The sequence below is a fragment of the Asticcacaulis solisilvae genome, from assembly GCF_017875235.1.
Classification (GTDB): Bacteria; Pseudomonadota; Alphaproteobacteria; order Caulobacterales; family Caulobacteraceae; genus Asticcacaulis; species Asticcacaulis solisilvae_A.
The window spans coordinates 355976-379299 of sequence record NZ_JAGGMI010000003.1 but is presented as its reverse complement, the minus strand read 5'-3'; the positions used below and the strand labels follow the sequence as shown (position 1 = coordinate 379299).

Sequence of the window (23324 nt, the reverse complement as noted above, 5' to 3'; positions counted from 1 at the left end):
TCCAGTCGCCCTTGACCTCCCTCCCCTCTTCCTGCCGGCAGAACAAAGGCCCCCGTCGTGCGACGGAGGCCCGGAGTGTCAGGCGGCAAGCGCCTCGTCGTCGTCCACGACCAAGGCGGCCGGAGCGGCTTCAACCGCCGTAAGATCCCCGTCATCGGTTTCGGTCGGGGCTTCACTTTCGTCGTCGATCTCCGGCTCGATCGCCGCGGCGTTGTCGAAGGTCAGCACCGTCGGCACCCATTGCCGCGCCTGCGCCTGTTCGGCGACATATTCGGCGAGCGGGGCTTTCTTCATCGTCCCGAGCGTATCCATCTCGCACCCCATGCGCTCGGCGTAGCCCAGCAGTTGCTTCTTGCTGCAACGTGCGTAGAAGTCGGCATCCGGCAAGAAGTGTGTGCGGATGTCGTGGTCGATCTCTTCCGAGACTTCCTGGATCTGCGCCCGCGCCGTCCGGCGGATGAACTTCGCGTCGGGTTCGTTGAGCCAAACCGAGACCGCCGTCATCAGGGCCAGCAGGTCCTGGAGTTGCTGGAAGGCGAGGCTTGAAATCCAGGGATAGGTGCGCAGGCCCGATTCCGTAAAGGCGTCGCGGTAGACCTCCAGCCGGGTGAACAGGTCGGCGTCCAGGCCCTGCACTGGCTCCTGGTAATAGGCACCGATATTGCGGCCGAAGGTCATCTTCAGCGCCCGATCTTCAACCGTGCCCCCGGCCTTGTGCAGCACGACCTGCTCGAACATGGTGGCCAGGAGGAATTTGAAAGAGGCCGAGAAGCTGTCGGCCAAGGACCGTTGGAAGCCGCGGACCGCCAGTTCCGACGCGAGCTGGTGGAAGGCGCCGCCGTGGTCGGTCTCGACGGCAATCCGGCGCTCCGGGATGACGTCGGCGACCCGGGCGGGTGTTTCCTCCTTAAGTTCCTCTGCCGGCTTTGCCGCGATCTTGGCCTGTTCCCACGCACGGATGTCATCGGCCGTCGTAAAGAAGCGGAATTCCAGGACGGTTCGCTGGCCGGGACGGATCTGCACCGCACGGACGGGCATTGGCGCGAACTTGGCGACGGCCAGCGCGTGCTGCGGTTCCACGAGGGGCAGGAAGATCGCCGGAGTGACGCCATCTGCGTGGGCCGTGGCGTTAACTGTCTCACGGACCTCGTTAAGGCTCGCCTCCGCCGTGCTGATCGCCGTCTTCTCGTCTACCGACCGGTTATAGCGGTACGGCGCCTCAGTGAACCCCTCGGGCGCATAGCAGTCTTCGTCAGCCGAGATGAAGACGTCCATGCCCTGGGCCCCAAACGCCGCCTGAATCGGCGTCACCTTCTCTGACCACAAACGCATGGCAAGGTCGGCATCCAGACAGGTATCGGGCATCTCTTCCAGCAGGTCGCAGGACTTGCGGCCGCCAGCGGCCAGGTAATCGTCCATACCGACGAATTGCATCAGCGACGAGAGGGCTGAGAGGCCGTCATTGTCCATGTAGTCGCGGATCTGATAGGCGCGCAGCGTCCCCTGTTCGCGCGCGAGCTTCGCCAGTGCCTTCTGTTCCGGCATGGACGGAATGCGGGCAATCAGCTTCATGGCGTCGAAATCGAACAGCTTGTCCTTGTAGGCCATCAGGACATCCATATGGACCTGGCTGACGGCGTGATAGCGCCGGGCTTCGGCGATATCGACGCACAGGGCGCGGGACATGGCCTCGATTGTAATCTTCTTGGCAGCCAGTGCTCGGATTGCCAGGATGATCTCGGCCGGCTTCAGCGGAACGCGGGCCTGGTTCGCGGTAATGGCGGCTGCGGCGATCGATTCCTTCGATTCGCACAGGTAGGCAGCGATCTCGATGTCCTCGTTGATGAGGCCCTGCTCCAGCAGGTGGCGAAAACCGAACAGCCGGCGGCGACCATCCAGGGCCATGAACGGCTTTTCCTTCTTGCCACCTGCCCGCACCAGCAAGGGCACGAGAAGGCCCGCGGCATCAGGCGCGAGGCTTGTCGCCAGGTCAGGGATCTGGTCGTCCGGGCCTTCCAGGAAGCGGGGATTCTCCGGAGCGATGTCGAGGTCCTTGAGGCGGACGGAAATGGATTTCAGCTGGGTCGCCGATGCGGTCATGGTGGTAGTCTCCAGACTGGGTGAGGCCCATCCTCAACATCCAGTCACCCCTTCCCTCCCTCCCCTCTTCCTTGGACACGGGCTTCAAGCATCAGGTTGAAATCCTCGAACGGCTCGTCCGGCAGCCGGATGTGAACGCGCACGCCTTGCGGGGTCAGCTTTTCTTCGAGCCGATGCGCTGCACCCTCACCTGGTCCGCCACGGTCGGCGGCGATCGTAATCTCCGCTACGCCGCTCGGTAGGATCAAGCTGGGCAAATTGCGCGCCCCAAGGAGGGCTCGACCCGGCAACCCAAGAATTGTCATGGCCGACAGGGTCGTCACCACGCCCTCCCCCACCACCATGTGCGGCGCGAGATGGGATAGCGGGACGAAGGCGCCAGGCGGTACTATCCCAACGGTCTTCCTCGACAATCGTAGGCTTCGGTCTCTGCGCCCGGTGGCGTTGAGGTAGGTGAGTTCGACCGCGCAAGGTGTGCCGTCGGGCGCCAGGATGAGGGCCATCAGGGCTGGACCCGCTCTGCCGCCGTTCCCATAGACGGACAGCGGACAGGCGGGGTGATGCAGAAGACGGGCCTGCGAGACGAAGGCCGGATCTAAGGCACGCCGAACGAGATGGCGTTCGCTTAGGGTGCCTGCCAGCGGCACACCATGCGACCAGAGCTTCATGGCCGTGGCCCGTTTTTGACCATCGCTTAGCACCGCGCCCGCATTGGGTCGAGGTGATGACCCGATCGGATAACCGGCCCGATCGATCAGGCCTTGAGACCTCAAGTCATCAAGGATGTCCCTGATGGTCGAGCCGCCGAAACTATAGGCGACGACCCGGCCGGTCTTACCGATAACGAGCGATGCGGATCTGTCTGCCCGGCTATGGCCAGGTGCGGGAATGGATGCGCGGCGGCCCGAACTGTACAGATCTCCGCCGCACACCCGGACGATTTCGGAAAGTGACATTTTGTCCTCCGGTACATTGAACCGTAAGGACGAGCCCTCCCCTTCTCCTCAAACCGCTTTTTACGAGCGCACGCATAATCCGCATTTTCCGCTAGCGCTTAATGCGCTTGCTATCGCGCGCCTTCGGCGATGGACTTCGCAAGCGCCAGGGTGTCGCCGTCGAGGGGCATGCGCTTGTACTTCTTGTCCTGAACGAGCGTCTTGGCAAAGGCGACCATGGCCGCTTCAACGATGCTGGCGACTGAAAAGTCGTCCTGGGCGATTGCTTTGATCAGGTCGTCGTGTTCCTGGCGGATTCGTACCGACATCTGGATCGAGCGGTCGCCCTTAGGACGCCCCTTGCCTTTGTCGAGTTCGGCCTTGGCCTTGGTCGAAGCCGGCTTCTTGGCGCGCGGCGCAATTGGTACGATCTTTTCCGGCTTAGGCTGTTCAGACGGGGCGACGTATCCGACGGACGCGGCGGCCTCCTGCACCTTCTGCTTCAAGGCCTCCCGATCCGCGCCGGTCTCGACGGCCGCTTCTTCCGGTGCAGCTTCGTCGTCGAGCCAGTTCTGAGCGTTGCCAAATTGGTAGCGCGACTTAGTTTGTCCGGACATCAGGCCGCCTCCCCGCTCAGGCTCGCCCCTTCGACAACTCGGGTGGCCTCGCCTGCTACGCTGTCTGCTTCATTCTGCGTCTGGTCCTTCGTCGCCGCGGCCGCGCGATTAACAGCGGTCTTGACGGCGGCTTCCGCTTCGGGTGTGGCGTGGCCGGCATCTTCGGGACGAAGTCCGACGAGTGCCGCGACGTTGTCCGCGAACAGGTAGGCTTCGTCGTGGGCCGTCTTCAGTTGCTTCTCCGTCAGGTCGGCCATGTCGTAGATCGTACCCCCTTCCATCAGCACACGCCGATAGATTTCCCGGTCGACCAGGTGCGCGGCCATCGGGATATTGGCCTGTTCGAAGGTGGCTTTTACGTCGTAAAAGGTACGCGTCCGGATAGCGCCGTTGAGGCCATTGATGACGATGCAATAGCGCTTTTCGAGACCCGTCGAACGCTCGATCGCCCTGATCGCCTTGATCGTTTTCGAGGCCTCGACCCCATCAGGTTCAGATGGCCGGACGGGTATTACGGTCAGCATGGCTGCGGAGATTGCGACGTTGCCAAGCGCCGAGGCGCGACCTTCCACATCCACCAGAATCAGCTGGTGTCCGGACGCACGGGCCGCATCGATAGCGTCCAGCAATTCGTCTTCGTTGCGGGTCTTGTAGGCGCTGATGTTGTCCGGCCGCCCGGGCTTCTGTGACCAGCGCCACACGGTCTCATTGGGATCGGTGTCGATGACGGCGACCTTTCCGCCCTCGTGCGCGAAGACCGACGCCAGGATAATCAGGGCCGTGCTTTTGCCAGACCCTCCCTTGGACGTGGCGAAACTGATGACGGGTGCCTTGACCATGGTAGGACTCGATTGCCGTTGGAACTTCCCGCGAATCTGCTCGAATATAGTTAAGAGAGCATTAACCAGCACTCACTTCGTTTGCTTGCGAACGCATTAAATTGTGGTGTTTGCCTCGCTAAATAGTTTCCGGGCGATGAAATAGTTTCTTACAAGGAAACTAGCTTTGTCATACTACGCCTGTTTCGAATGTTTATAGTTCGATAAAATTCACAAGCATCGGAAACATTAGGGGCATGCACACGCATTTCTCGATGTCCTTGCCAGCATGTGCATTAACCGCATTTTTCGCTAGCGTTTAATCGGTCCGCGTTTTTTGCAGAACGAGACAAAGTGAGCGTCCGACGACGCGACTTCGATCGACTTTGAGTCCACCCACTCGCGCCAGTCGGACTCCAGCGCGTAGATGTCCCATCCTTTCGCCGCTTTGCGGCCTTTTTCCCGTGCCTCCTCGCTGATCATCAGTCGGCGAGCGGAGGAGGGCAGGGCGGCGACTTCGCGGCGAACTATGGTGACCATGTCGCCTTCGAGAACGAAATCGTATTCCGGAATGTGCCCGTGGGTCTCGTTGTCCACGATGATCCGGTTCAGCATGCGCCGGAATTCCCAAGCCTCGCTCGTGCTACCCGTCTTCTCTTGGAGACGCTGCAATCCGATCCGAAACGACTTTTGACTACCACAATGCTTGCGGGCGATCTCGTAGAGCCGGCGTTCGAGCGGCTTGCGGAGGCGGAAATAGCCGCGGTCCAGCGTAAGCAGGTCCCGGCCTTTGGCCTCGATGGCGTCGAAAAGCCAATCCGAAAGCGTGATCTCCACCTCCAGCATCCGGCTTTCCCGGTCTTCCTTTATGATTTCGGCCTTATCGATCAACGAAAATACATTCCACTGGTCCTTGCCGCCCATCTTGATATTGGTTTCGATCTGCGTCCCCTGGAGCCTTCTCAACGCGTTGCGGAAGCCTTCATATCCGCGCCCCGACGTGTCGCGGTTCGTCACGATCATCATGTCGTGCGGGTTGAAGCGCATCGACTTCTTCACGGGCAGGCCTTCGTTCAAGCGGGCCATGCACTGGGATATGCAGTAGATCAGGATGTCCCGATCGTGCACCGTCGCGCGGCCGATAGGGGAGGGGCCAATCTTGATGAAGATATCCCCATGCCGGTAGTTCATGCTCTCCATGTCAGGCTTGGTCGAGAGCGTGAACATCGGGTGTTCCATTGACGCTTGGTCGCCTTTCGGCGTGGCGTCGAAGATATCCGCGATGAAGAAGTCCGGCTGGGAATGCCGGTCCGGGAGGAGGGGCGATCGCGTTGGGTTCGGTAGTTCGGACATGCCGGCCTCTTCGTGATTTCACACGGCCATCTTCGTGACTTCACACGGTAGACAGCCGAATGTTTCTTTCGTGTTTTCACACGGTTTGGTTCGTGACATCACAGTGCGATTCGTGATTTCACACTGTCGGAGGCAGTCGAAAACGAATACAGCCTTGTTCCCCTTGTAAGGGACCTACCCATCTTCGTGATTTCACACGGTCCCGACCGGACGAACCCGTCAGTAGGGTTCGTGATTTCACACTGTAAGCGCACTGTGGATAGTTTGACAACCGATTCGTGTTTTCACACGGTGGAATTCGTGATTTCACACTGCCTGCTTCGTGATTTCAAACGGTTATCCACAAGCCGCGCCTCAATATTTCTTCGATAGATCAGCGTCTTACCTGAACGCCAGAATCGCGTAACTCATACTCTAACTACATTTAACTTCCTCCGGGTTGCCAGCCGGAGAAGGCGCTCGCCTACAGAGCCAACGCAAAATCGGCCAAATTCGCTCCAGACGCACCACAACAAAACGATCCAAGAACGCTCCGGCCCTGTAACCGACTTACACACTCACCTGGGGGTAGGGGCCGCCCCAACAATACGCGTAAAACGATTCGCCTCGCCGAAAAGAGGACATTCCATTCGTGATTTCACACGGCCAATAGCACCTCGCGGAGACCCCTGAAAATTTCGCACCGGAGCAGCAAAAATTACGACCCGCCCACTCTTAGCTCTTCGTGATTTCACACGGGCTGATTCCTACTGAGGCGCAATAGTTCAAACCCAAGCCTAGCCGAACGTTCCCGCCTTTCATAACCCTCGCCCGTTCGTGATATCACACGGAAGATTGTCCAAGCCATTTCAGCCTTCCTCACGGTGACACGCGTCCGACGGAAAGTATACGATCTGTCATTAGATTTTCGTGATTTCACACGGTCGATTCGACAAGCTAGTGACGTGGCTCAAATCTCCGCTCCGAGGTCGAATATTTAAAAATCACATATCGCCATTGAGCCAAGCATAAGCATCGGTCACGGTGTGGAAAAGCCGGAACACCCGGGTTGGAAAGAGTACCTTGTAGGTCTCGAAACGCTCGGCCGTCAGTGGGTCGAGGCTAACCGACGCCACCTTCCGTCCAATGTCGCGATCCCCAACCATCCGATACCAGCTCTCCCGGAAGGCATCGAGTTCGTCGAACAGGATATGACCCTGGAACGGCAGCATGTTAAACATGCAGTCGTATTTCCAGGGTTGGTCGACCTTTTCGAATTCCCAACGCACGTGCTCGAAAAGCCTGAAGCCGATGTTGATCGCCGGATAGTTGATCCTGATCAGGCAGGGGCTCTCGATAATGAAATCCAGGCACACGTCCTCGGGTGCGACTATCGGCTCTGACCTGTACATCTACACCCCCGACCTGCCGAAATTCGGCAGCGCTACCAGTTTCAAAAACTGGCGCAATCTCAACGCATTACTTATCATTTCAAAGTGAAAACAACCGCCAGACAGAACGCTGATTACTGAAGTTTCCAATCGGGATATGCAGTCACACGTGAAACTAAAGTGCAAGCCGCTCCACAACCTGTGAGACGGTACGAGAACGGCCGTAGCGGTCGTAGAAAATGGCCGGATTGGCGCGCGCGGCGTCCGGGAGAAAGCGCGCCGCGGGGAGGGAAGGGTTTGACCAGGCCAATTGGAGAAGTCGGGTCCCGTTGCTGGCGCCGAAGACGTGCAGAATGTACCTTTCGTCATCGTCCGGCGTGCGCCCAAAGGCGCCAGCGAATTGCGCGTCGTTCATTGACGTGAAGGCACCTGCCAGCTTGGTGCTGACAATGGGGTCATAGCGAAGAGCAAGCAGTCGAGTGCGATCATCGCGGTCCGGTGTTCTACACCGACCATCTTCGGTCCGGACAAGACCGAACGCAGATATGACGCCAAGTTTTGGGCCCGCATCCAGGACCATGCAAAGCCAGGTGTTCTCCGTGAATTGAAACAGACCGGCGGCCGAGGAGAGGTTGGCTCGGGCCAACGGGTTCATACCACTTTCACGACGCGCGATTTTCAGCAGATAGTCGCGATCAGCCCCTGCCGTCATGGCCACGAGGGCCTCCGTCCTAGCGTCGCCTGGCAACACAGCCTTCCGCGTTGGAACAGCGATGCGGCCAAGCGATGCGAGCTGAAGTTCGAAGACGAATGATCGGCTATCAGGATCGAAACTGCGAACCTCCATCCAGTTCGCCAACCAGTCGGAAGAGAAGACTTCCGGATCGCGCAGTGGGGAAGAGTAGGACAGGGCGCTTGTTCCAACCTTCGTGACATCGCCGCCGCAAATGAAGGCCAGGCCAAGCGCGAAGGCTCGGCGCCAACTCATGACGGCAACTGCTGAACGCTGTTGTCGCTGTGGCTAGGAATGGAAATAGAGGTGCTGGACGCCGGCCGGGAACTGATAAGGAAGATCATCGCGATCCGGCGCAGGAACTCGTTCAGGTCCTCGCTGTTTTCCGCGGCGTCATACAGTTGCGACGGGCGCGCCCCCATCTGCATGATTATCGAGTGGAAGACGGCCAACTTGGTCGGGCCTGTCACGATCCGGTACCGATCGTCCAGCACCGGCGTGATGTAGGTATGAAGCGTGTCCTTGTTCACGCCGGCCGCTTGGGCGACGTTCTTGCGCGCCAATTCACGTTGCGCGCCGCTATGGTACCCGATCGCGAAAGCATAACGCAGGCCGTGGGCCACGCGCGCCGTGATTATGTCCGCCATGAAGATCCCGTCAGGGATGTCCCAGAGATCAATCATTGTCCCCTCCACAACTCAAAGTCACACTTAAAAGCCAACCGAAATAAAATCAAGTAATACTTGATCTTTTTCGAAAACAAATGAAAACCTCTGAAAACGAACGCTATTTTATAAAACGTTCGTCTCTTTGGCTATTTTTGATGAGATGGTTCGCGTAGATGAATATGCAGGCGAGAACAACCTGGCGCTTTCCGAACCGTTGCTTGAGATCCTCAGTCGAAGTCGCCGCATAGTGGGCGCACAGCGGTGACACACGTTCCTCGCTGAAGGCCTTCGTCATGGTGATCGAGCCTTCCTTGTATCTGTCGACATCGAAGGCCCCATCCGTCGCCATGATGATCTCGTCGCCCGTGAACTTGGCGCAGAACGCCAGGGCAGGCTCCAACAGCAATTTGGTCGTCACCTGCAGACCCAAGGCCTGGCCCCCGTTGAAGTAGCGATTGGCATGCTCGATCAAACCGGCCTGGACGGTGTGGCGCCAGCTCGGATCGTTTGTCAGGTCGATGATGACATAGCCGCTGCCGGCGGCCTTACCAGCGGGCTTCTGGCGGGTCTGTCTGTCATCGGCTGTGATCTGGGATGCAAGCATGGGAGGCCCTATTGTCGAACACACGATAACGCGTTGAATGTCTTAAGGGAAGGGGAGGGCGTTTCGCCTTTCCAGTAACGATATTCTCGCGACAGGAGAAATAATCCGAAATCTGGCCTATTTTTCTGAAAAGACGCCTACTTTTATGCCGTTTGTCGAACGCAAGCGCGTCTTTTTCAGAAAAATAGGCCGAACGACCTACTTTTACGGAAAAGAGCATAAAAGTAGGCCAAACGGCATAAATTACCCTCCTTGTTTATACTCGGCCTAGGTGGGATTTGTTGGCCGTACCGCAACGGTACACAACTCAAACCTTAAAGGCCAACTACATGAATACTGCACTCATGCCGGCCGCGTTCGCGGTACGGCCCAACTCCAAGACGGTCCGCATGATCGAAATGGTGCTTCTCGCTGTCGCGATCGTCGTCTTGGCCGCATTTGTCGGCATGGCGATGGCCGGCACCGACACCACCTTCAACGCGGCTACCACCACCCTGACCAACTGGACCACGGGCTCGCTCGGCCGCCTCGCGGCGGTCGCCGGTATCGCTTCGGCCGTCGCAGGCATGGTCTTCCAGTTCAACTGGCGCCTGATCGCCGCTGCCGCCGGTATCGGTCTGACGGCTGCCGCCGGTCCGGGAATCGTCACCGCCCTGGCTTCCGCAACCTTCTAAGCGGACAAGGGGCCAAATCCCAAAAACCTAAGCTTTGCCCCTGCGGATACCCCGTTGCAGCCGGCGAAGGTGTGCCCGCGGCAGAGGAAGCCCGGACAAAGCAAAAACCCTGGTCATTTCATGAATACGCGCATCCTCCAGTATCTCGACGAGCCCGAGCGGTATTTCATCTTCACGCCGGACGAACTCGTCGCCGTTGTCGCACCGCTTGCGGTTCTCACCCTGACCGTGAACTTCGTCGTCGGGCTCGCTGCCGGCGCCGGCGCCTTCTGGCTACTGCGGCGCCTGAAAAAAGGCGGCTCGCTGAGCAAGTTGATGTGGGCGGCCTATTGGCTGCTGCCCTCGCGCACTTTCGGTCTCAAGAAGACGCCACCGTCCGATCAACGCCTGTTGGTGGGGTAGGGCCATGGACATCCAGACCGCCCAACAGAAGCAACGGCTTTTCGCCAAGCGCAGCGCCGCGCTTACGGTACTCCTGGCCGCCGCTGTCGCAACCAATCTCGTTCTTGGCCTGGTGGTCATGAACAATAGCCGCATCATTCTCGTGCCCACCCTGCCCGGTGACGCCGCGATCGACCCGAATGGGCGGGTCGACGCCGAATACCTCGAAGACATGACGCGGGATGCGGCCTGGCTCTTCCTTAACAAGACGCCGGAAACGGCGGGATATTTCGAGCGCCGGGCGCAACGCCTCATGGACCCTGTCCATTTCGAGGCGGTCAAGGTCCAGCTCGAAAAGGATAGCGCCAAATCCGAGGCAACCCACAGTTCGCAGGCCTTCTTCCCGGCCGACTTTTTCGAGGACCCGGCAAGCCTGTACTCGGAAGTCCGGGGACGCCTCGTCATCATGCAAGGCCAGCAGATCCTGGACGACCAGTCCAAAGTCTACGCGTTGCACTGGACCAAAACCGGCACGCTCGTCCGCTTGGCCTCGATCGCGGAGATCGATCCCAAGGACGCCAAGGGCGACGACGTCAAACCCCGTATTTCCGGAGAAACTCCATGACTATCAAGACCCTGACTTTCGTCAGCGTGCTGGCGATCACCGCGGGCATCGCGTCTGGCGCTTTCGCCGATCCGCTGCGCGTCAAATCGGGCTCGGTCGACATCGACCTGTCGGCGAACCAGATGTCCCGGATCGTCATCCAGGGCGAAAAGATCACCGCGGTGCGGTCGCTCGACGATCCCTCGGGACCGCAGGTGCTGACGCAGAATGACCAGGCGACCGGCGACCTGTTCGTCGGCTTCGACGGCGAAACGGCGGGCCGGACTTTCAGTGTCTTCGCGACGACGGATCAGGGCGACACCATACAACTGCTCCTGCATCCTGGGGACGGCCCGGCTCGAACCGTCGAGATCCTGCCCGAAGGCAAGACGAACGACAAGGTGGCCGCGCCCGCGCTGCGTTCCAACGGGTATGCCGAAACCGTCACCGCGTTCATGAAGCTGATGTTCAACAATCAGGTCACGGACGGCGTCACCTATGAGCCCGCGGACGACAAGGGCCAGGTCAGCGACCGGCTGAACATTCGAACCGTAGGCTACTATCGGGCCTCGGGGCTCCGGGGGATCGTCCTATTCATCACCAACCGCGACACGGTGCCCCGCACCTTGAAGGCCGAGCAGTTCCTCGTCGCCCATGTGATCGCCGCCGGCGTCAGCAACGAAATGCTCGACCCCGGCGCAAGCACGCGGGTTTACATCGAGGAGGAGGCCCAGTGAGCATCCCCGATCCGATCCCTGAAGCCGTAGACGATGGCGGCAATCCGAACGTCCAGGCGCGGCAGCGCCAGAACATGCGCTGGCTCCTCCTCATCGGTGCCGCGGCGGTCATTGGCGGAGGCGTTTTCTACGCCGTTAGCTTCAAGAAGCCTCCCGCTGCCACGACCGTTCAGAAAAAGGCTCTCGAACAGCGAACGCTTGCAACGGCAAGTGTCGCGGCACCCGCGGCGCTCAGTCCGGAAGCCGAAAATACGCGTCTGCGGGGCCAGGTCGGCGACCTTCAGCTGGCCCTGCAAACGGCGCAGGAGCAAAACGCCCAGCTTCAAACCGAGAATGCTGGTCTCGGCCAGCAGATTGCCAGCACTCCAGTTCCGCCCGTGCGTGCCGCGCGGGTCGACCGGACGCGCGCGGAACCGGCCTCCGACCAGGTGGGTTCGGGCTTCCGCGCGCCAGGTGGCGCCGCGCCACTTCCTCATCCAGGCGCGGCGCCACCACTGGGTCAAGGCGATGCTGGAACACCCACGTCGACGGCGGCGAGGCGGAGCATCCGCCTGTCGGCAATAGATGGGCAAGACCCGAAAGCCGCACCGATTCCGGCGGCACCTGCTTCAGGCGGGACACCGGATAAGGTAAGCGTCTACGACAGCAGCCAATACGTGGCGCCGAACTCCTATGTCCAGGCCCGCGTCCTGGTCGGCGTCGACATGCAGGCCGGAATTTCCGCGACGGCCGATCCCAAGCCGGTCCTCTTCCGCATCGACGGTCGAGCAGTCGGCGTGGGCGCCGACGGCCAGTTCCAGACGAGCGATCTGACCGGGTGCCTCGTCAATGGTGCCGCTTTCGCCGAACTGTCGAGCGAAAAGGTCTATATCAAGCTTCAGAAGATCTCGTGCCCGGTTGATGGCAGTCATTACCTGGTTACGAAGGTCGACGGCTACGTCACCTACATGGGCAAGTCCGGCGTCCGGGGCAAGGTCGTCAGTCGCGAGGGCAATTTCGCCAACAAGGCATTCGTCGCGGGAACCCTGCAGGGCCTCGGCCAGGCCATGAGCACCAATACTCAGCGCAGCCTTACGGGGATCACGACCTCGAACGGCGTCGCAGGCGTCGCCACCGCACCGCTAACGGATAGCCAGATCGCGCAAGCGACGCTCGGCACCGGAATCAGCAACGCCAGTTCGATGCTCGCCGACTACTACATCAAGCGCGCCGAGCAGTATCAGCCCGTCATCGAAATGCCGACCGGCCTCGAGGTCGAACTGGTCTTCCTCGACGGTTTCCGTTTCACCACAAAGGGTACACAACCATGACCGATATCATCGGACGGTTCCGCGCGGCCGTGGGTCCGCGCAGCGGCGCGATCATTTTCGCCGTCTCCGCGCTGGCCCTCTCGGGCGCCGTCATCTCCGGCGCGACCCTGGCGGCCTCATCGACCAAGGACCTGCAGAGCGACCTGCAAACACAGTTCCCAAAAACGCGTATCACCCGGATCGACTGCAAGACGGCGGTTTCCGGCCTTTGCGAAGTAACGGCTGGCCGCAACCTCTTCTACGCATCGCGCGACGGTCGTTACGTGGTGGTCGGATCGCTCCTCGATCTCGAAAAGAAGGTCGATCTGACCGACGAGCGCCTGCGCCAGCTGGCGGCCGTGGAAGGCGCTACCGGTAACCTCGCCGATGCACGCGTGGCTTCGGCCACCAGCACCGAGATTCACAAGATAAACGTCGATTTGCCGATGGCGAACGCAATTGTCCATCACCCCGGCGCACCGTTAAAAGTCAAGGTATTCTCCGATTTTTCGTGCGGATACTGTCGGGCCTTTTTCTCGCAGCTCGCCGCAGACCAGGGCATCGAAATCACCGAATATCCGATTGCGGTCCTTGGCGAAGAGAGCCGCCGTAAGGCGATCCAGGTGCTGTGCGCGAAGGACCGGCGGGCGGCATCGGAAGCGGCCTATGCTGGTCGGGCCTTCGCCCTGACGGCCAAATGCAACGGCGCCGAAGAGGCGGTCGACCAGAACACCGCCTTTGCCCGTGCCCATGGCGTCCAAGGCACGCCGACCATCGTTCGCGCCGATGGCGGCGTGAACCCGGGCTTCCTCGATCCCACCGCCCTTAAGGCCTTCGCGGAGTCGAAATCATGATCCGTCAAATCTCGTTCCTCGCCCTGGCACTGATCTTGTCTAGCTGTGCCAGCGCCTCGACAACCCACAGCTGGTCCTGCCGTGCCACCGGCACCGACGTGTGCGCGTCGGTCGCGACCATCGACAATCGCCATTCGGACACTTCGGTACCGCCGAAAAAGGCGGGCATATTCGGCGCGCAGGTCGCCAGCTGGTGGGATCAGAACCGTCCCACCTCGCAGACTCGCGAAGACGCTCCCCGGCGCGAGAGCGACCAGACGATGCGGATTCTGATCGCACCCTATGTCGACAATCAGGGGGATTATCACGACAGGGCCGAGGTCTACGCGGTCATGCGCAAGGCGCAGTGGTGGATCTCGCCCCCGACGCAATCCCCGGCTTCGGCTTCGCAGCCGGCCAAGGCATCGGTCCAGGCCACCGCGAAGACGGCCATACCGGAGCCTGCTGCTGGCGGGGTCAAGCCGTGAGTGCGAATGCCCTTCAACCCATGCTGGACGGCGTTCGCGCGGGCGTCCAGGACCTGGCGAGACGCTTCTTCTGGGATGACTTGCCGGAGCCGACTCAAGGGCTCGCCCGGGAGTTTCCGCCCTCATTGTCATCGAAGCTGCCTTACGAGGCCTGGGACGACGTGCATCAGCTCTACCAGCAGGCCGAGACGACCGGGCTCATCCTGGAGATGACGCCGCTCGCCGGCCTGACGGAACAACGGCACGAGATCATCGCGCAGATCTTCAACGACTCTCTGCCGGAAGGCATCCACGTCCAGGTCATCAATTGGGCATCCCCGAAGGTCGGGTGGATACTCGACCGATGGGCCCGCGAGCGCAGCGCAGGAGGCGGGGTCTTCGTCGAGCTGGCCCAACATCGCCGCCGGCACCTGAAGGCGGGTGTATGGTCGTCCCTGTCGCGAAGCGGGCCAATGTATGTCCGTGACTACCGGATTTTCCTCGCCTTCGAACTGAAAGGCAGCGCCGCCGGCGAGGCCGGCAAGCAGCTGCGCGAACTGCATCAGACGATCGACGGCACGTGGAAAAGCCTGGGCGGCTCGGTTTCGGTCCTAAAACCGGCCGAACTGTTGAGCATCCTTCGCGCCATCCTCAATCCGACCGGTGGGCTCGATCTCGATGCCGCGCGCTACGACGCGGAAGCCCCGATCGCCGACCAGGCTATCGCCCGGGATACGAGTTTCACGGTCTATCGGGAGCGCCTGACCACTCAGGCCTGGGGCAGGGGAGACATCTTCTGCGCCGACGGGTCCATCGACCTGGAGGGCAGGACCGAGCGCTTCGAGATCCGGACCTTCTCGGCCGACCGCTTCCCCGAGACTTGCCACCAGGGCGTCATCAGCAACCTGATCGGCGATTTCTTCAACGCCCAGCTCCATCCCATGGGCGCCAATCTGACGGTTCTCTATTTCGCACCCCGGACCTACGAGGCGACCAAGTCGATGACCGAGCTTAAGGCGATGCGCAGTTCGCAACAGGCGTCGGGGCCCACGGGCAAGTTCTTTCCGAGCGTGGCGCTCGCCGCGGCCGACTGGGAACAGGCCAATGCCGACATGGCCAAGGGCGGAAAACTTTGCGACATGGCCCTGTTCGTCGCATCGACGACCGAACTCGGCGAGGGCGAGAAGGCCGAACGGTATCTGAAATCGATCTGGGCCAACGCCGGTTTCGGGCTCTCCAGAAACGACGTGCTGCATCTGCAGACACTGCTCGCCTGCTTGCCTCTGACCATGGGCCAAGGGCTCGCCCAGGACTTCCAAACGCTCAAGCGCCTGAAGACGATGCCGACAACCAGCATGGCGCTCCTGGCGCCGCTTCAGGGCGAAACGACGGGCTGCGATGTCGCCGACATGCTGCTGCTAGGCCGGCGCGGCCAGCCCTTCTACTGGAGCCCGTTCGCTAATGCGGCGGAAGGCGCAGGCGGCGGCAACCACAATGTCGCGGTCATCGGCAGCTCCGGCTCGGGGAAATCCGTGTTCATGCAGGACATGGCGGGCGGAATGCGCGGCGCCGGCCGCGACGTTATCGTGCTAGATGATGGTCGGAGCTTCGAGAACACGTGTCGCATCCAGTCGGGCCAGTTCGTCGAGTTCACCTTGAACAGCGGGCTTTGCATCAATCCGTTCTCGATGTTCGATCACGAGCTTGCCGCGACCGATGAGGAATATCGCGACGAATGCCGCGAGAGCATCCGGGCCCTGGTCCTGCAAATGGCGCGCGGGAGTACTGCCCACGTCTCCAAGGAAGAGATCGGGGCAATCGCACAGTCGGTGAACGCCGTTTGGGATGCCAAGGGCGCGGACGCCGGCATCGACGATGTCGGGGTCCACCTCGCGGAAACGCAAGGCGAGATGGGCAGGGCCATGCGCCTTGCCATGTCGGAATATGTCGCGGGCGGCTCCTACTACAACCTCTACAACGGACCTTGCACGCTCAGCATCGACAACCCCTTCACCGTCTTCGAGCTGTCGCCGATCGAGAGCAAGAAGGAGCTGCGGGCCGTCGTCATCCTCGGCCTGCTGATCCTGATCCGTCAGCGAATGAAGCTTGGCGGGAGGGGCCGGCGCAAGGCGCTGTTCATCGATGAAGCCTGGCAGTTGCTCGGTGACGGCGCGGCCGGCCCCTACATCGAAGGGTTCGCGCGGCGCTGCCGCAAGGAGGGGGGCGCGCTGATCACTGGCACCCAGTCCCTTGCGGATTATCAGCAGACTGCCGGCGGCCGTGCCTGCATCAACAACAGCGACTGGAACATCACGCTGCGCCTGAAGGAGGAGGCGATCGCCGCCTTCGAGCGTGAGGGAATCCTGCAGGCGTCCGCCGACGACCTGCGCGTGATGCGGTCGCTCAGGACAAGCCAGGGCGAATATTCAGAGGCCTTTATCCGTGGCCCCGGCTTCAAGGCCCTGGGCCGCCTCGTGCTCGACCCATTCTCGCTGACGCTTTATTCAACAAAGCCGGAAACATTATTCGCGGTCGAACAACGCATACGCGCCGGGCAGTCCGTCGGCGACGCGGTTCGCGCGGTCGCGTCGAACGACCAGACTCCCCCGACCTTTAGCCCCAAGGAGATGGCCTACGCCGAGATGCTGCTGGGCTTCGAGCCCATACGCCGTTTCGTCGACGACTATCTCGGCATGAGCGAGCGCGGCCGACGCAATCTGATCCGCAAACTCTACCAGGACGGAGGACTTCAAGATGTCAGCCACTGACTCTGCCTTGCCCGCGACGCAGTTTAGCGTTTGGCGCCGGGTGCCGCACTGGCTCGAAAACCTGGCGATCACATTCGCGGTCTGCGTCTTCCAGACGCTTCTGATCTTCGGGCTGCGCGTCGATTCCTGGATGCACGAGCTGGGGCTTTTCCTGCGTCACTACGAAGCCGCATCAGACTGGGGCCGCGCGCCCATCCACTTCGTCGTCGCTATCGCGTTCGTCCTGAACATGATCGTCGTGTCGATCGCGCGCCGCGACCGGAGGCTCGATCATGACTGAGCACACCTCCAAGCGCCCGCGGCTGTCGTGGCAGACGCTGCGGGCCTACAAGACCGAGGTCGCGGTCTTCCTGCTCATCGTCAATCTGTTCGCCATCGGCGGCCTGTTGTGGAAGATCGAACAGAACAAGCCGCCGGTCATCGCGACGGTCGCCGTCGGCCAGCTCAGCCGGATGTACGGCCAGCAGTTCGCCGCCGACCCGACCAACACGCCCGAAATGATCAAGCTCAAGACGGGGCTGTTCATGGCCACGACCGAAAAGCTCATCGGCCAGGCCGCGCACGAGAAGGGCATGGTGGTCTTCGCCCGCGAGTGCGTGCTTACCGGCGATGCGGTCGACCTGACCCCGCAGATTACGGCCTCCGTTGACCAGGCTCTGAAGACCGGTGGCCTCCAGTTGGGGGAGGGAACGCATGACACGCTTGCAGCCGCTCGCTGATTGGCTTCGGACGCCGCGGGCCCGCGCCATCGTTCTCCTCTGGGGCGCGATCGCTACCCTGATCCTGTCGGGCCTGGGGACCGCGATCGGAGAGCAGTACCAGTTTGCCCTCAACGAGACCGAAAGCCTGCCCAACTGGGCGTTCATGATCGACCGGCACAAGCTGGAACCGAAACGCGGCGACTACTTCGCCTTCGTGGCGCCGCCCAACCGGTACTATCCGGCGGGCTTCCGCTTTACGAAGCAGGTTGTCGGGGTCCCTGGCGACCTAGTGACTGTCGAGGGGCGCACCTTCTCGATCAACGGCCAGCTCGTCGGGATCGCCAAGGTGGCCGACAAGGAGGGCCGCCCCGTGGAGGCGGCTCCGCCGGGGATCATTCCGGCCGGACACTACTTCGTCACCACACCAAGCGCGGACTCGCTCGATTCGCGCTACCGGATCATCGGTCTCATCCCGAAGTCCCGCCTTGTCGGGCAAGCCTTTCCGGTGATGTGACATGAAGCGCTTCGCAACCCTTGCCGCGCTCTGCGGGACTGCCGCCCTGACAATGGCGATTCACACCGCGTCGGCGAACGACCTCGGCACCTATGGCGAAACCTTTGATATCGCCGAGACGGATCTGCTTGCCTATTTCGGTGCCAGGCTTCAGGCGGCGGTGAAGGGTGGCCGGGTGGAAGCGCTCAATCGTCAATTCGCGGCGACGGCGCAGAAGCATATCGAAGAACCGGCGCCCGTCTCGGGCCTACAAACCACGGAGACCGCCAGGACCTGGCTGTTCGATCCGTCGATCACGGCGCCGGAAGACCTGCGCGATGCAAAAGGCACCGTGTTCGTGCATGCTGGGGAGCGGATCAACCCGTTGGACCGCCTGCCGACCTACGACCGGGTGATGGTCTTCCTCGACGGCCGCGACCCCAGGCAGGTCCGCCTGGCCCTCGAAAAATCCAAAAGTCTGGGTGCCCAGCGCGTCATCCTGATCCTGACGGCGGGCGCGCCGGTCAAGCTGATGAAATCGTCCAGGACGGGCTTCTACTACGACCAGCAGGGGCTTCTAACCGGCAGGTTCGGCATCACACACGTGCCTGCCGTCGTCGAGCGGTCGGGCAATCGTCTGAAGATCAGCGAGGTGCTGCCATGATCGTTGACAAAATCCTTCGGCCATTGTTGGTCCTACTGGCGGGCCTGCTCGCATTTTCGGCGTGGACGCCTGCCCAGGCCGAGGCCGACATCAATCTCACCCGGCATTGCACCGGCCGGTTTCTGAACCCCATCACCGGTCCTTGCTGGGACTGCATGTTTCCCTTGTCGGTCGGCAGCGTCCCGATCTTCCGGGGCACGCGCGCCGACGCCCCCAATCCGTCCTCGCCGATCTGCTTCTGCGGAACGCCGGTCCCGCGCGTGGGCCTGGAAGTCGGATACTGGGAGCCATACCGCCTCATGGACGTCACCCAGAAGCCGTTCTGCTTCGTCAATCTGGGCGGTCTGTCGATCTCTCCAGGCATCGGCTTCGGCCAGAAGACGAGCGTGCAGAACAGCGACGGCCGCGGCGACCGGACGGCCTACCACGTCCACTACTACGTCTACCCGCTACTGGCATGGCTGGAGATCCTGACGGACTTCACCTGCATGGAGCAGGGCGGTTTTGACGTGGCCTACATTACCGAGTTCGATCCGCTTTGGAATAACGACGACCTGGCCGCGATCATCAACCCTGAAGTCTTCCTGTTCGCCAACCCGGTGGCGCAACTGGCCTGCGCGGCGGACTGCGTGGCGGCCACCGCGACCGGCCGGCCGATCCAGCAGATGTTCTGGTGCGCCGGGTGTCAGGGCAGCCTCTATCCGATGACGGGACAGGTAACGGGCGAATACGGACCGCTGCCCGGCGCCTTGCAGGTGGCCGAACGCTTCTCGGCCAAGATGCACCGCGAACTGCTCGCCATGGGTACGCGCGGGTCTTTAAGCCTTTGCGCGCCGATACCCCAGCCGACGATGGACAAGCTGCAATACCGTTATCAGGAGGTCTATCCGGTCGCCCACAAGGGGCCGCTGGCCTGTAACGCCATCGGCAAGAGCACGGTGCCGTACGAGGCGCTCAAGGTCTATCCGGTCAAGGGTGAAGATATCGGCTTCCTCGTATGGCGAAAAAGGAACTGCTGTGCGCTCTAAGTCCTTTACCTCCCTGCTGACGTTTGGCCTTCTCGTCGTCGGCGGCATGACGCTCGCGCAATCCGCCGCCGGCCCCGATATCGAGGACCTGGTGCGGACGGCCGAAGCCCGGGCGGCGCAGACGCGCGCGCAGCTGACCGGTCTCGATCCAGATGACATCGTGACGAGATCGGCGCGGTTCACCGACGACGCCCAAACGCTGAGCGCCGGCAACCGGACCCGGTTGCGCGAAGGCATGAAGTTCCTGTCGCAAGACCTGCGGATCGACCCATACGCGGCCCCGGGCAGCGATATCGGGCCAGGTGTGATCTACGTCGCCGTCAGCCTGTCCATGCCGAAGGCGTCATTACGCCAAATGGCCCGAGACGCCCACGCCGCCGGCGCCACCCTGGTGATCCGTGGACTTGTCGGCAACAGCTTCGTCCGAACGCAACGTGCCCTGAAGGAGGTCTTCGTCGAAGGCGAGGAGGCGGGGCTCGTTATCGATCCCAGGGTCTTCCAGCAATATCACGTCACCAAGGTGCCGGCCGTGATCGCCGCGCCCCAGGAGGTGGTCAGCTGCGAAGATGGCCTCGATTGCGATCGTCCGGACGTGCCGTTCGACATCGTGCGCGGCAATATCAGCCTCGGCGCGGCCTTGAAGATCCTGGCCGAAAAGGGTGAGTCAGCCCCTGAAGCATCTCGCCAGGCTCTCAAACGGATGGAGGGCTAGATGAAGCGCTTCGTGCTCATCACACTGGCAGCCTTGATCGGTGTCGCCTCGCTGGCTGTCGCTCAGACACCGAACATGGCGGAATTCCAGACCGCGCTCGATCGCGCCAACGCGGCGACCGTGACGTCGGACATCGCCGGCAACCTGCCGGGCTATCAGGGCGATGCGGCGGCCCTTCAGGCGAAATCCGGAAATAGTGTTGGCCAGTTGCAGTCCGACGGTGCCTTGGCCCAGGCAGGGAGTCCGGTGACGCCCTCGATCAATCGGGCAAACGCCTACGTGGCGGCCAATCCGGTGACGTCGAACGCGGCCTGGGTCAAGAACGCCCTTGGGGTCGCGAACGACCCGAACGGCACCGCGGCGGGGGCGACCGGCACGACATCGACCATTTGCCGTGCCGCGGCAGGGTCAACGGGGCAGGCCACCCTCTATAGCTGCGAGTCGGGCAACCAGATCTCGACGTCACCGCAAAGCTGCCAGACCTATCAGGACATCGTCCAAGCGCCGGCGACCAAGACCTGCACGACGGACAGCTACTTTGAGACGATGTCCTACTATGCCGACATCGGCAGCTACACCGAGGCTCACACCTGTACGCTTTGGGCCGGGCCCAGCGGCCTCAACACGGGCCAGGGCTGCGGCACGCTGATCAATCAGATATCCGCAGGTGTCTGCGCGCCACCTAAGCTCATCTCCGGCAACCAGTATCTCGAATACTGCAAGACGCCGCAGAAGACCTTTGCCGACGTCACCTATATCGGCACGCGGTCGAACACATGCCCCGCGGTGGCGGCCGATGCCGCCTGTAGCAAGACCGCGGAAACCTGTAATTCCTGGATCGATGCCGCGAGCGGTGTGTGCGGCGATAAGACTGTGACCTATTCGTGCGCCGACGCGGGCTACACCGACAAGGGCCTCAATACGTTGGCGTGCACAGCCTATTCCGGAAATCCAGCCTGTAGCCTAACCGCTCAGACTTGCGTCCAGCACGCGAGCGACGTTCCGGCGATCATGGCGGCTTTGAACCTTGCGCCCGACACCTGCTTGCGGTCCGACCTCAATTATTCGTGTGATGCCGTGACGAGCGCCGGCTCGACTTGCGACGTCCCGGCGGGTTGCACCTTGAAGGCCCAGACCTGCATCGACCCGAGCTACGACGGGACCTCGCCATGCCAGACCTATAGCTACGACTACTCGTGCCCGTCGTCGACGGCGCCGGCCAACGCAGGCCAAGCCATGTGCGATGCGAGTTGGGTGAATGGGACGGCCGTCATCACCGCTTCGGACGATCCTCAGAACGACCTTCCTCAGGCCCTCAGTGCGATAAACGCCCTGAAGGACGCATCCGCAAGCTATCGGACGAGCGGCGACCTGACGATTTTTGGCGGCGAGGAGCTGAAATGCGGCAAATCGATCGGCGGACTTTCCAACTGCTGCAAGGATTCCGGCGTCTTGCTCGACGTCAACCTGACCAGTTGCAATGCCGATGAACAGAAGCTGGCGGCCGAACAGAAGTCGAAGGCCTGCCACTATGTCGGCACCTACTGCTCGAACAAGAGCTTCTTCGGCTGCCTGATGAAGAAGATGACCTACTGCTGCTACGGCTCCGCGCTGGCACGGATCGTCGAAGAGGCCGGCCATTCGCAGCTCGGCAAGTCCTGGGGGGACGCCAAGTCACTCCAGTGCGGCGGCTTCTCGGTCGCGGAGTTCCAGGCCATCGACCTGACCAATGTCGATTTCTCAGATTTCTACGCGGAAAAGCTCGGCCAGCTCGCGAGCAACGACCCGAATTCGACGGTCGCCGCCATCACTGCGTCGATCAACGCCATGAACACCAATCAGACACCGGCCAAATGACTATGACCCGATCGCTACTCCTCGCCCTCGCGTCCATGCTGTTCGCCCTGCCGGCGGCGGCACAAATCGCGCCGCCTCAGGCACAACCAGCTCAGACGCCCGAAGCCGGTCACGGCGCAGATTATTGCCAACGCAATCTCGGGACCTGGTTCTATTGCGATCGGCCGGCGCCAGAGCCTGAGTACGAAACGATGGCGCCGCCGACCGGGAAGACCAGCGCCGAGGCGGACTATGCCGCAGCCCAAGCCTTCAAGGCCGACATGGAAAAGGCGCGCCTCATCGCCGTCTGGAACCCGACCGAGACAAACGTCCGCAAATACTACGCGTTCCAGCAGGAGACCCTATCGAAGTCGGGCACTTTCGCCGACACCATACGACGGATGGTCTGGGCCGATCCCACGCTCGACTATACTCTGCAGCGTCCGGTCTCTGCAGTGGCGAAGACGGCCTGGGTCGATGGACGCAATACCGACCGCGACCTGTTCTTCAGGGGCATCTACGACGAGGTCGGCATCTACTACGTCTATCGAGGATCGTGCGCGCCTTGCCGGGCGGCGAGCCCGATCGTCCAGCAGTTCGGCCAGAGGTATGGCCTGACAGTGAAGGCGATTTCGGTCGATGGCGCGCCCAACGAACATTTCCCCAACGCGGTTGTCGATCGCGGTCAGATGAAGGCCTGGGGCTTCGACGCGCCCATCACGCCCGCGTACCTCATCTACCAAAAGCCGACCCTGGACGCGCGTGGCCAGCCGCGCCCGATCGAGGTGGCGGTATCGGACGGGCGGTCGTTCGCCCTGCGGCCCTGCCAAAACCCGAAGGGCTGCCTGACCTATCTTGGCGCCGGCGTCCTCTCGGTCGACGAACTGGCGGACCATCTTTTCGTGACCCTGGCCACCGAGCCCGGAAAGGACTTCTAAC

General features: G+C 61.6%; 25 protein-coding genes. 16 read left to right on the top strand and 9 right to left on the bottom strand.

Annotation, left to right across the window (positions count from 1 at the left end):
* Positions 1-78: 78 nt before the first annotated feature.
* The 9 genes from J2X24_RS08140 to J2X24_RS08100 form a co-directional block, all read right to left on the bottom strand.
* Positions 79-2100: a ParB/RepB/Spo0J family partition protein gene (locus J2X24_RS08140; protein WP_209719291.1), complete on the bottom strand. Its 2022-nt coding sequence runs from the start codon at positions 2098-2100 to the stop codon at positions 79-81.
* Between the two features lie 44 nt (positions 2101-2144).
* Positions 2145-3056, bottom strand: coding sequence for a DUF7146 domain-containing protein (locus tag J2X24_RS08135; RefSeq protein WP_209719288.1), 912 nt, complete (start codon positions 3054-3056; stop codon positions 2145-2147).
* Between the two features lie 110 nt (positions 3057-3166).
* Positions 3167-3652, bottom strand: a complete 486-nt coding sequence (locus J2X24_RS08130) for a hypothetical protein (protein ID WP_209719285.1) — start codon at positions 3650-3652, stop codon at positions 3167-3169.
* Complete coding sequence (locus tag J2X24_RS08125; protein WP_209719282.1) at positions 3652-4491, bottom strand: ParA family protein; 840 nt, start codon at positions 4489-4491, stop codon at positions 3652-3654. Before J2X24_RS08125 ends, J2X24_RS08130 begins: the two co-directional genes overlap by 1 nt.
* Positions 4492-4782: 291 nt before the next feature.
* Entirely contained in the window at positions 4783-5823 is a 1041-nt protein-coding gene (locus J2X24_RS08120; protein ID WP_209719279.1) for a replication initiator protein A, read from the bottom strand.
* 983 nt (positions 5824-6806) lie between these two features.
* Complete coding sequence (locus J2X24_RS08115) at positions 6807-7214, bottom strand: hypothetical protein (RefSeq protein ID WP_209719276.1); 408 nt, start codon at positions 7212-7214, stop codon at positions 6807-6809.
* A gap of 154 nt (positions 7215-7368) precedes the next feature.
* The gene (locus J2X24_RS08110) at positions 7369-8181 is read right to left on the bottom strand and encodes a lysozyme family protein (protein WP_209719273.1); all 813 of its coding nucleotides are present in this window, start codon (positions 8179-8181) and stop codon (positions 7369-7371) included.
* On the bottom strand, positions 8178-8609 hold the full coding sequence (locus J2X24_RS08105) for a hypothetical protein (protein WP_209719270.1): 432 nt from the start codon (positions 8607-8609) through the stop codon (positions 8178-8180). The genes J2X24_RS08110 and J2X24_RS08105 overlap by 4 nt, the downstream gene beginning before the upstream one ends.
* Positions 8610-8712: 103 nt before the next feature.
* Positions 8713-9198 (bottom strand): hypothetical protein, encoded by a 486-nt coding sequence (locus tag J2X24_RS08100; protein WP_209719267.1) that lies wholly within the window; start codon positions 9196-9198, stop codon positions 8713-8715.
* A 329-nt stretch (positions 9199-9527) separates the two neighbouring features.
* Here J2X24_RS08100 and J2X24_RS08095 point away from each other — a divergent pair, with 329 nt between their 5' ends.
* The 16 genes from J2X24_RS08095 (at position 9528) to J2X24_RS08020 (ending at position 23323) form a co-directional block, all read left to right on the top strand.
* Entirely contained in the window at positions 9528-9872 is a 345-nt protein-coding gene (locus tag J2X24_RS08095; RefSeq protein WP_209719263.1) for a hypothetical protein, read from the top strand.
* Between the two features lie 120 nt (positions 9873-9992).
* Positions 9993-10274: a type IV conjugative transfer system protein TraL gene (gene traL / locus J2X24_RS08090; protein ID WP_209719260.1), complete on the top strand. Its 282-nt coding sequence runs from the start codon at positions 9993-9995 to the stop codon at positions 10272-10274.
* Positions 10275-10278: 4 nt separating this feature from the next.
* Positions 10279-10878: a TraE/TraK family type IV conjugative transfer system protein gene (locus J2X24_RS08085; RefSeq protein WP_209719257.1), complete on the top strand. Its 600-nt coding sequence runs from the start codon at positions 10279-10281 to the stop codon at positions 10876-10878.
* Complete coding sequence (locus tag J2X24_RS08080) at positions 10875-11594, top strand: TraK domain-containing protein (RefSeq protein ID WP_209719254.1); 720 nt, start codon at positions 10875-10877, stop codon at positions 11592-11594. Before J2X24_RS08085 ends, J2X24_RS08080 begins: the two co-directional genes overlap by 4 nt.
* Positions 11591-12904 (top strand): TraB/VirB10 family protein, encoded by a 1314-nt coding sequence (locus J2X24_RS22735; RefSeq protein WP_209719251.1) that lies wholly within the window; start codon positions 11591-11593, stop codon positions 12902-12904. The genes J2X24_RS08080 and J2X24_RS22735 overlap by 4 nt, the downstream gene beginning before the upstream one ends.
* Positions 12901-13737 (top strand): DsbC family protein, encoded by an 837-nt coding sequence (locus J2X24_RS08070; protein WP_209719248.1) that lies wholly within the window; start codon positions 12901-12903, stop codon positions 13735-13737. The genes J2X24_RS22735 and J2X24_RS08070 overlap by 4 nt, the downstream gene beginning before the upstream one ends.
* Positions 13734-14204 carry a TraV family lipoprotein gene (locus tag J2X24_RS08065; protein WP_209719245.1) on the top strand — a complete coding sequence of 157 codons (471 nt, stop codon included), beginning with the start codon at positions 13734-13736 and terminating at the stop codon, positions 14202-14204. The genes J2X24_RS08070 and J2X24_RS08065 overlap by 4 nt, the downstream gene beginning before the upstream one ends.
* On the top strand, positions 14201-16951 hold the full coding sequence (gene traC, locus J2X24_RS08060; RefSeq protein ID WP_310002873.1) for a type IV secretion system protein TraC: 2751 nt from the start codon (positions 14201-14203) through the stop codon (positions 16949-16951). Before J2X24_RS08065 ends, traC begins: the two co-directional genes overlap by 4 nt.
* Positions 16938-17231 carry a purine-cytosine permease-like transporter gene (locus J2X24_RS08055; protein WP_209719242.1) on the top strand — a complete coding sequence of 98 codons (294 nt, stop codon included), beginning with the start codon at positions 16938-16940 and terminating at the stop codon, positions 17229-17231. The genes traC and J2X24_RS08055 overlap by 14 nt, the downstream gene beginning before the upstream one ends.
* On the top strand, positions 17224-17670 hold the full coding sequence (locus tag J2X24_RS08050) for a TrbI F-type domain-containing protein (RefSeq protein ID WP_209719239.1): 447 nt from the start codon (positions 17224-17226) through the stop codon (positions 17668-17670). The genes J2X24_RS08055 and J2X24_RS08050 overlap by 8 nt, the downstream gene beginning before the upstream one ends.
* On the top strand, positions 17645-18166 hold the full coding sequence (gene lepB / locus J2X24_RS08045; protein ID WP_209719236.1) for a signal peptidase I: 522 nt from the start codon (positions 17645-17647) through the stop codon (positions 18164-18166). Before J2X24_RS08050 ends, lepB begins: the two co-directional genes overlap by 26 nt.
* 1 nt (position 18167) lies before the next feature.
* Positions 18168-18809 (top strand): type-F conjugative transfer system protein TraW, encoded by a 642-nt coding sequence (gene traW, locus J2X24_RS08040; protein WP_209719233.1) that lies wholly within the window; start codon positions 18168-18170, stop codon positions 18807-18809.
* A complete protein-coding gene (traU, locus tag J2X24_RS08035) occupies positions 18806-19837 on the top strand; it encodes a conjugal transfer pilus assembly protein TraU (protein ID WP_209719230.1) in 1032 nt (343 codons plus the stop codon). The genes traW and traU overlap by 4 nt, the downstream gene beginning before the upstream one ends.
* Positions 19827-20549 (top strand): type-F conjugative transfer system pilin assembly protein TrbC, encoded by a 723-nt coding sequence (trbC, locus tag J2X24_RS08030; RefSeq protein WP_310002866.1) that lies wholly within the window; start codon positions 19827-19829, stop codon positions 20547-20549. Before traU ends, trbC begins: the two co-directional genes overlap by 11 nt.
* Entirely contained in the window at positions 20550-22406 is a 1857-nt protein-coding gene (traN, locus tag J2X24_RS08025; RefSeq protein ID WP_209719227.1) for a conjugal transfer protein TraN, read from the top strand.
* 2 nt (positions 22407-22408) lie between these two features.
* Positions 22409-23323 (top strand): conjugal transfer protein TraF, encoded by a 915-nt coding sequence (locus J2X24_RS08020; RefSeq protein ID WP_245344540.1) that lies wholly within the window; start codon positions 22409-22411, stop codon positions 23321-23323.
* Position 23324 lies beyond the last annotated feature (1 nt).

What these genes read in the sequence shown, in the direction of transcription:
- J2X24_RS08140 (WP_209719291.1), bottom strand. Translation starts at nt 2,100, where the DNA reads ATGACCGCATCGGCGACCCAGCTGAAATCCATTTCCGTCCGCCTCAAG.
- J2X24_RS08135 (WP_209719288.1), bottom strand. Translation starts at nt 3,056, where the DNA reads ATGTCACTTTCCGAAATCGTCCGGGTGTGCGGCGGAGATCTGTACAGT.
- J2X24_RS08130 (WP_209719285.1), bottom strand. Translation starts at nt 3,652, where the DNA reads ATGTCCGGACAAACTAAGTCGCGCTACCAATTTGGCAACGCTCAGAAC.
- J2X24_RS08125 (WP_209719282.1), bottom strand. Translation starts at nt 4,491, where the DNA reads ATGGTCAAGGCACCCGTCATCAGTTTCGCCACGTCCAAGGGAGGGTCT.
- J2X24_RS08120 (WP_209719279.1), bottom strand. Translation starts at nt 5,823, where the DNA reads ATGTCCGAACTACCGAACCCAACGCGATCGCCCCTCCTCCCGGACCGG.
- J2X24_RS08115 (WP_209719276.1), bottom strand. Translation starts at nt 7,214, where the DNA reads ATGTACAGGTCAGAGCCGATAGTCGCACCCGAGGACGTGTGCCTGGAT.
- J2X24_RS08110 (WP_209719273.1), bottom strand. Translation starts at nt 8,181, where the DNA reads ATGAGTTGGCGCCGAGCCTTCGCGCTTGGCCTGGCCTTCATTTGCGGC.
- J2X24_RS08105 (WP_209719270.1), bottom strand. Translation starts at nt 8,609, where the DNA reads ATGATTGATCTCTGGGACATCCCTGACGGGATCTTCATGGCGGACATA.
- J2X24_RS08100 (WP_209719267.1), bottom strand. Translation starts at nt 9,198, where the DNA reads ATGCTTGCATCCCAGATCACAGCCGATGACAGACAGACCCGCCAGAAG.
- J2X24_RS08095 (WP_209719263.1), top strand. Translation starts at nt 9,528, where the DNA reads ATGAATACTGCACTCATGCCGGCCGCGTTCGCGGTACGGCCCAACTCC.
- traL (WP_209719260.1), top strand. Translation starts at nt 9,993, where the DNA reads ATGAATACGCGCATCCTCCAGTATCTCGACGAGCCCGAGCGGTATTTC.
- J2X24_RS08085 (WP_209719257.1), top strand. Translation starts at nt 10,279, where the DNA reads ATGGACATCCAGACCGCCCAACAGAAGCAACGGCTTTTCGCCAAGCGC.
- J2X24_RS08080 (WP_209719254.1), top strand. Translation starts at nt 10,875, where the DNA reads ATGACTATCAAGACCCTGACTTTCGTCAGCGTGCTGGCGATCACCGCG.
- J2X24_RS08070 (WP_209719248.1), top strand. Translation starts at nt 12,901, where the DNA reads ATGACCGATATCATCGGACGGTTCCGCGCGGCCGTGGGTCCGCGCAGC.
- J2X24_RS08065 (WP_209719245.1), top strand. Translation starts at nt 13,734, where the DNA reads ATGATCCGTCAAATCTCGTTCCTCGCCCTGGCACTGATCTTGTCTAGC.
- J2X24_RS08055 (WP_209719242.1), top strand. Translation starts at nt 16,938, where the DNA reads ATGTCAGCCACTGACTCTGCCTTGCCCGCGACGCAGTTTAGCGTTTGG.
- J2X24_RS08050 (WP_209719239.1), top strand. Translation starts at nt 17,224, where the DNA reads ATGACTGAGCACACCTCCAAGCGCCCGCGGCTGTCGTGGCAGACGCTG.
- lepB (WP_209719236.1), top strand. Translation starts at nt 17,645, where the DNA reads ATGACACGCTTGCAGCCGCTCGCTGATTGGCTTCGGACGCCGCGGGCC.
- traW (WP_209719233.1), top strand. Translation starts at nt 18,168, where the DNA reads ATGAAGCGCTTCGCAACCCTTGCCGCGCTCTGCGGGACTGCCGCCCTG.
- traU (WP_209719230.1), top strand. Translation starts at nt 18,806, where the DNA reads ATGATCGTTGACAAAATCCTTCGGCCATTGTTGGTCCTACTGGCGGGC.
- traN (WP_209719227.1), top strand. Translation starts at nt 20,550, where the DNA reads ATGAAGCGCTTCGTGCTCATCACACTGGCAGCCTTGATCGGTGTCGCC.
- J2X24_RS08020 (WP_245344540.1), top strand. Translation starts at nt 22,409, where the DNA reads ATGACCCGATCGCTACTCCTCGCCCTCGCGTCCATGCTGTTCGCCCTG.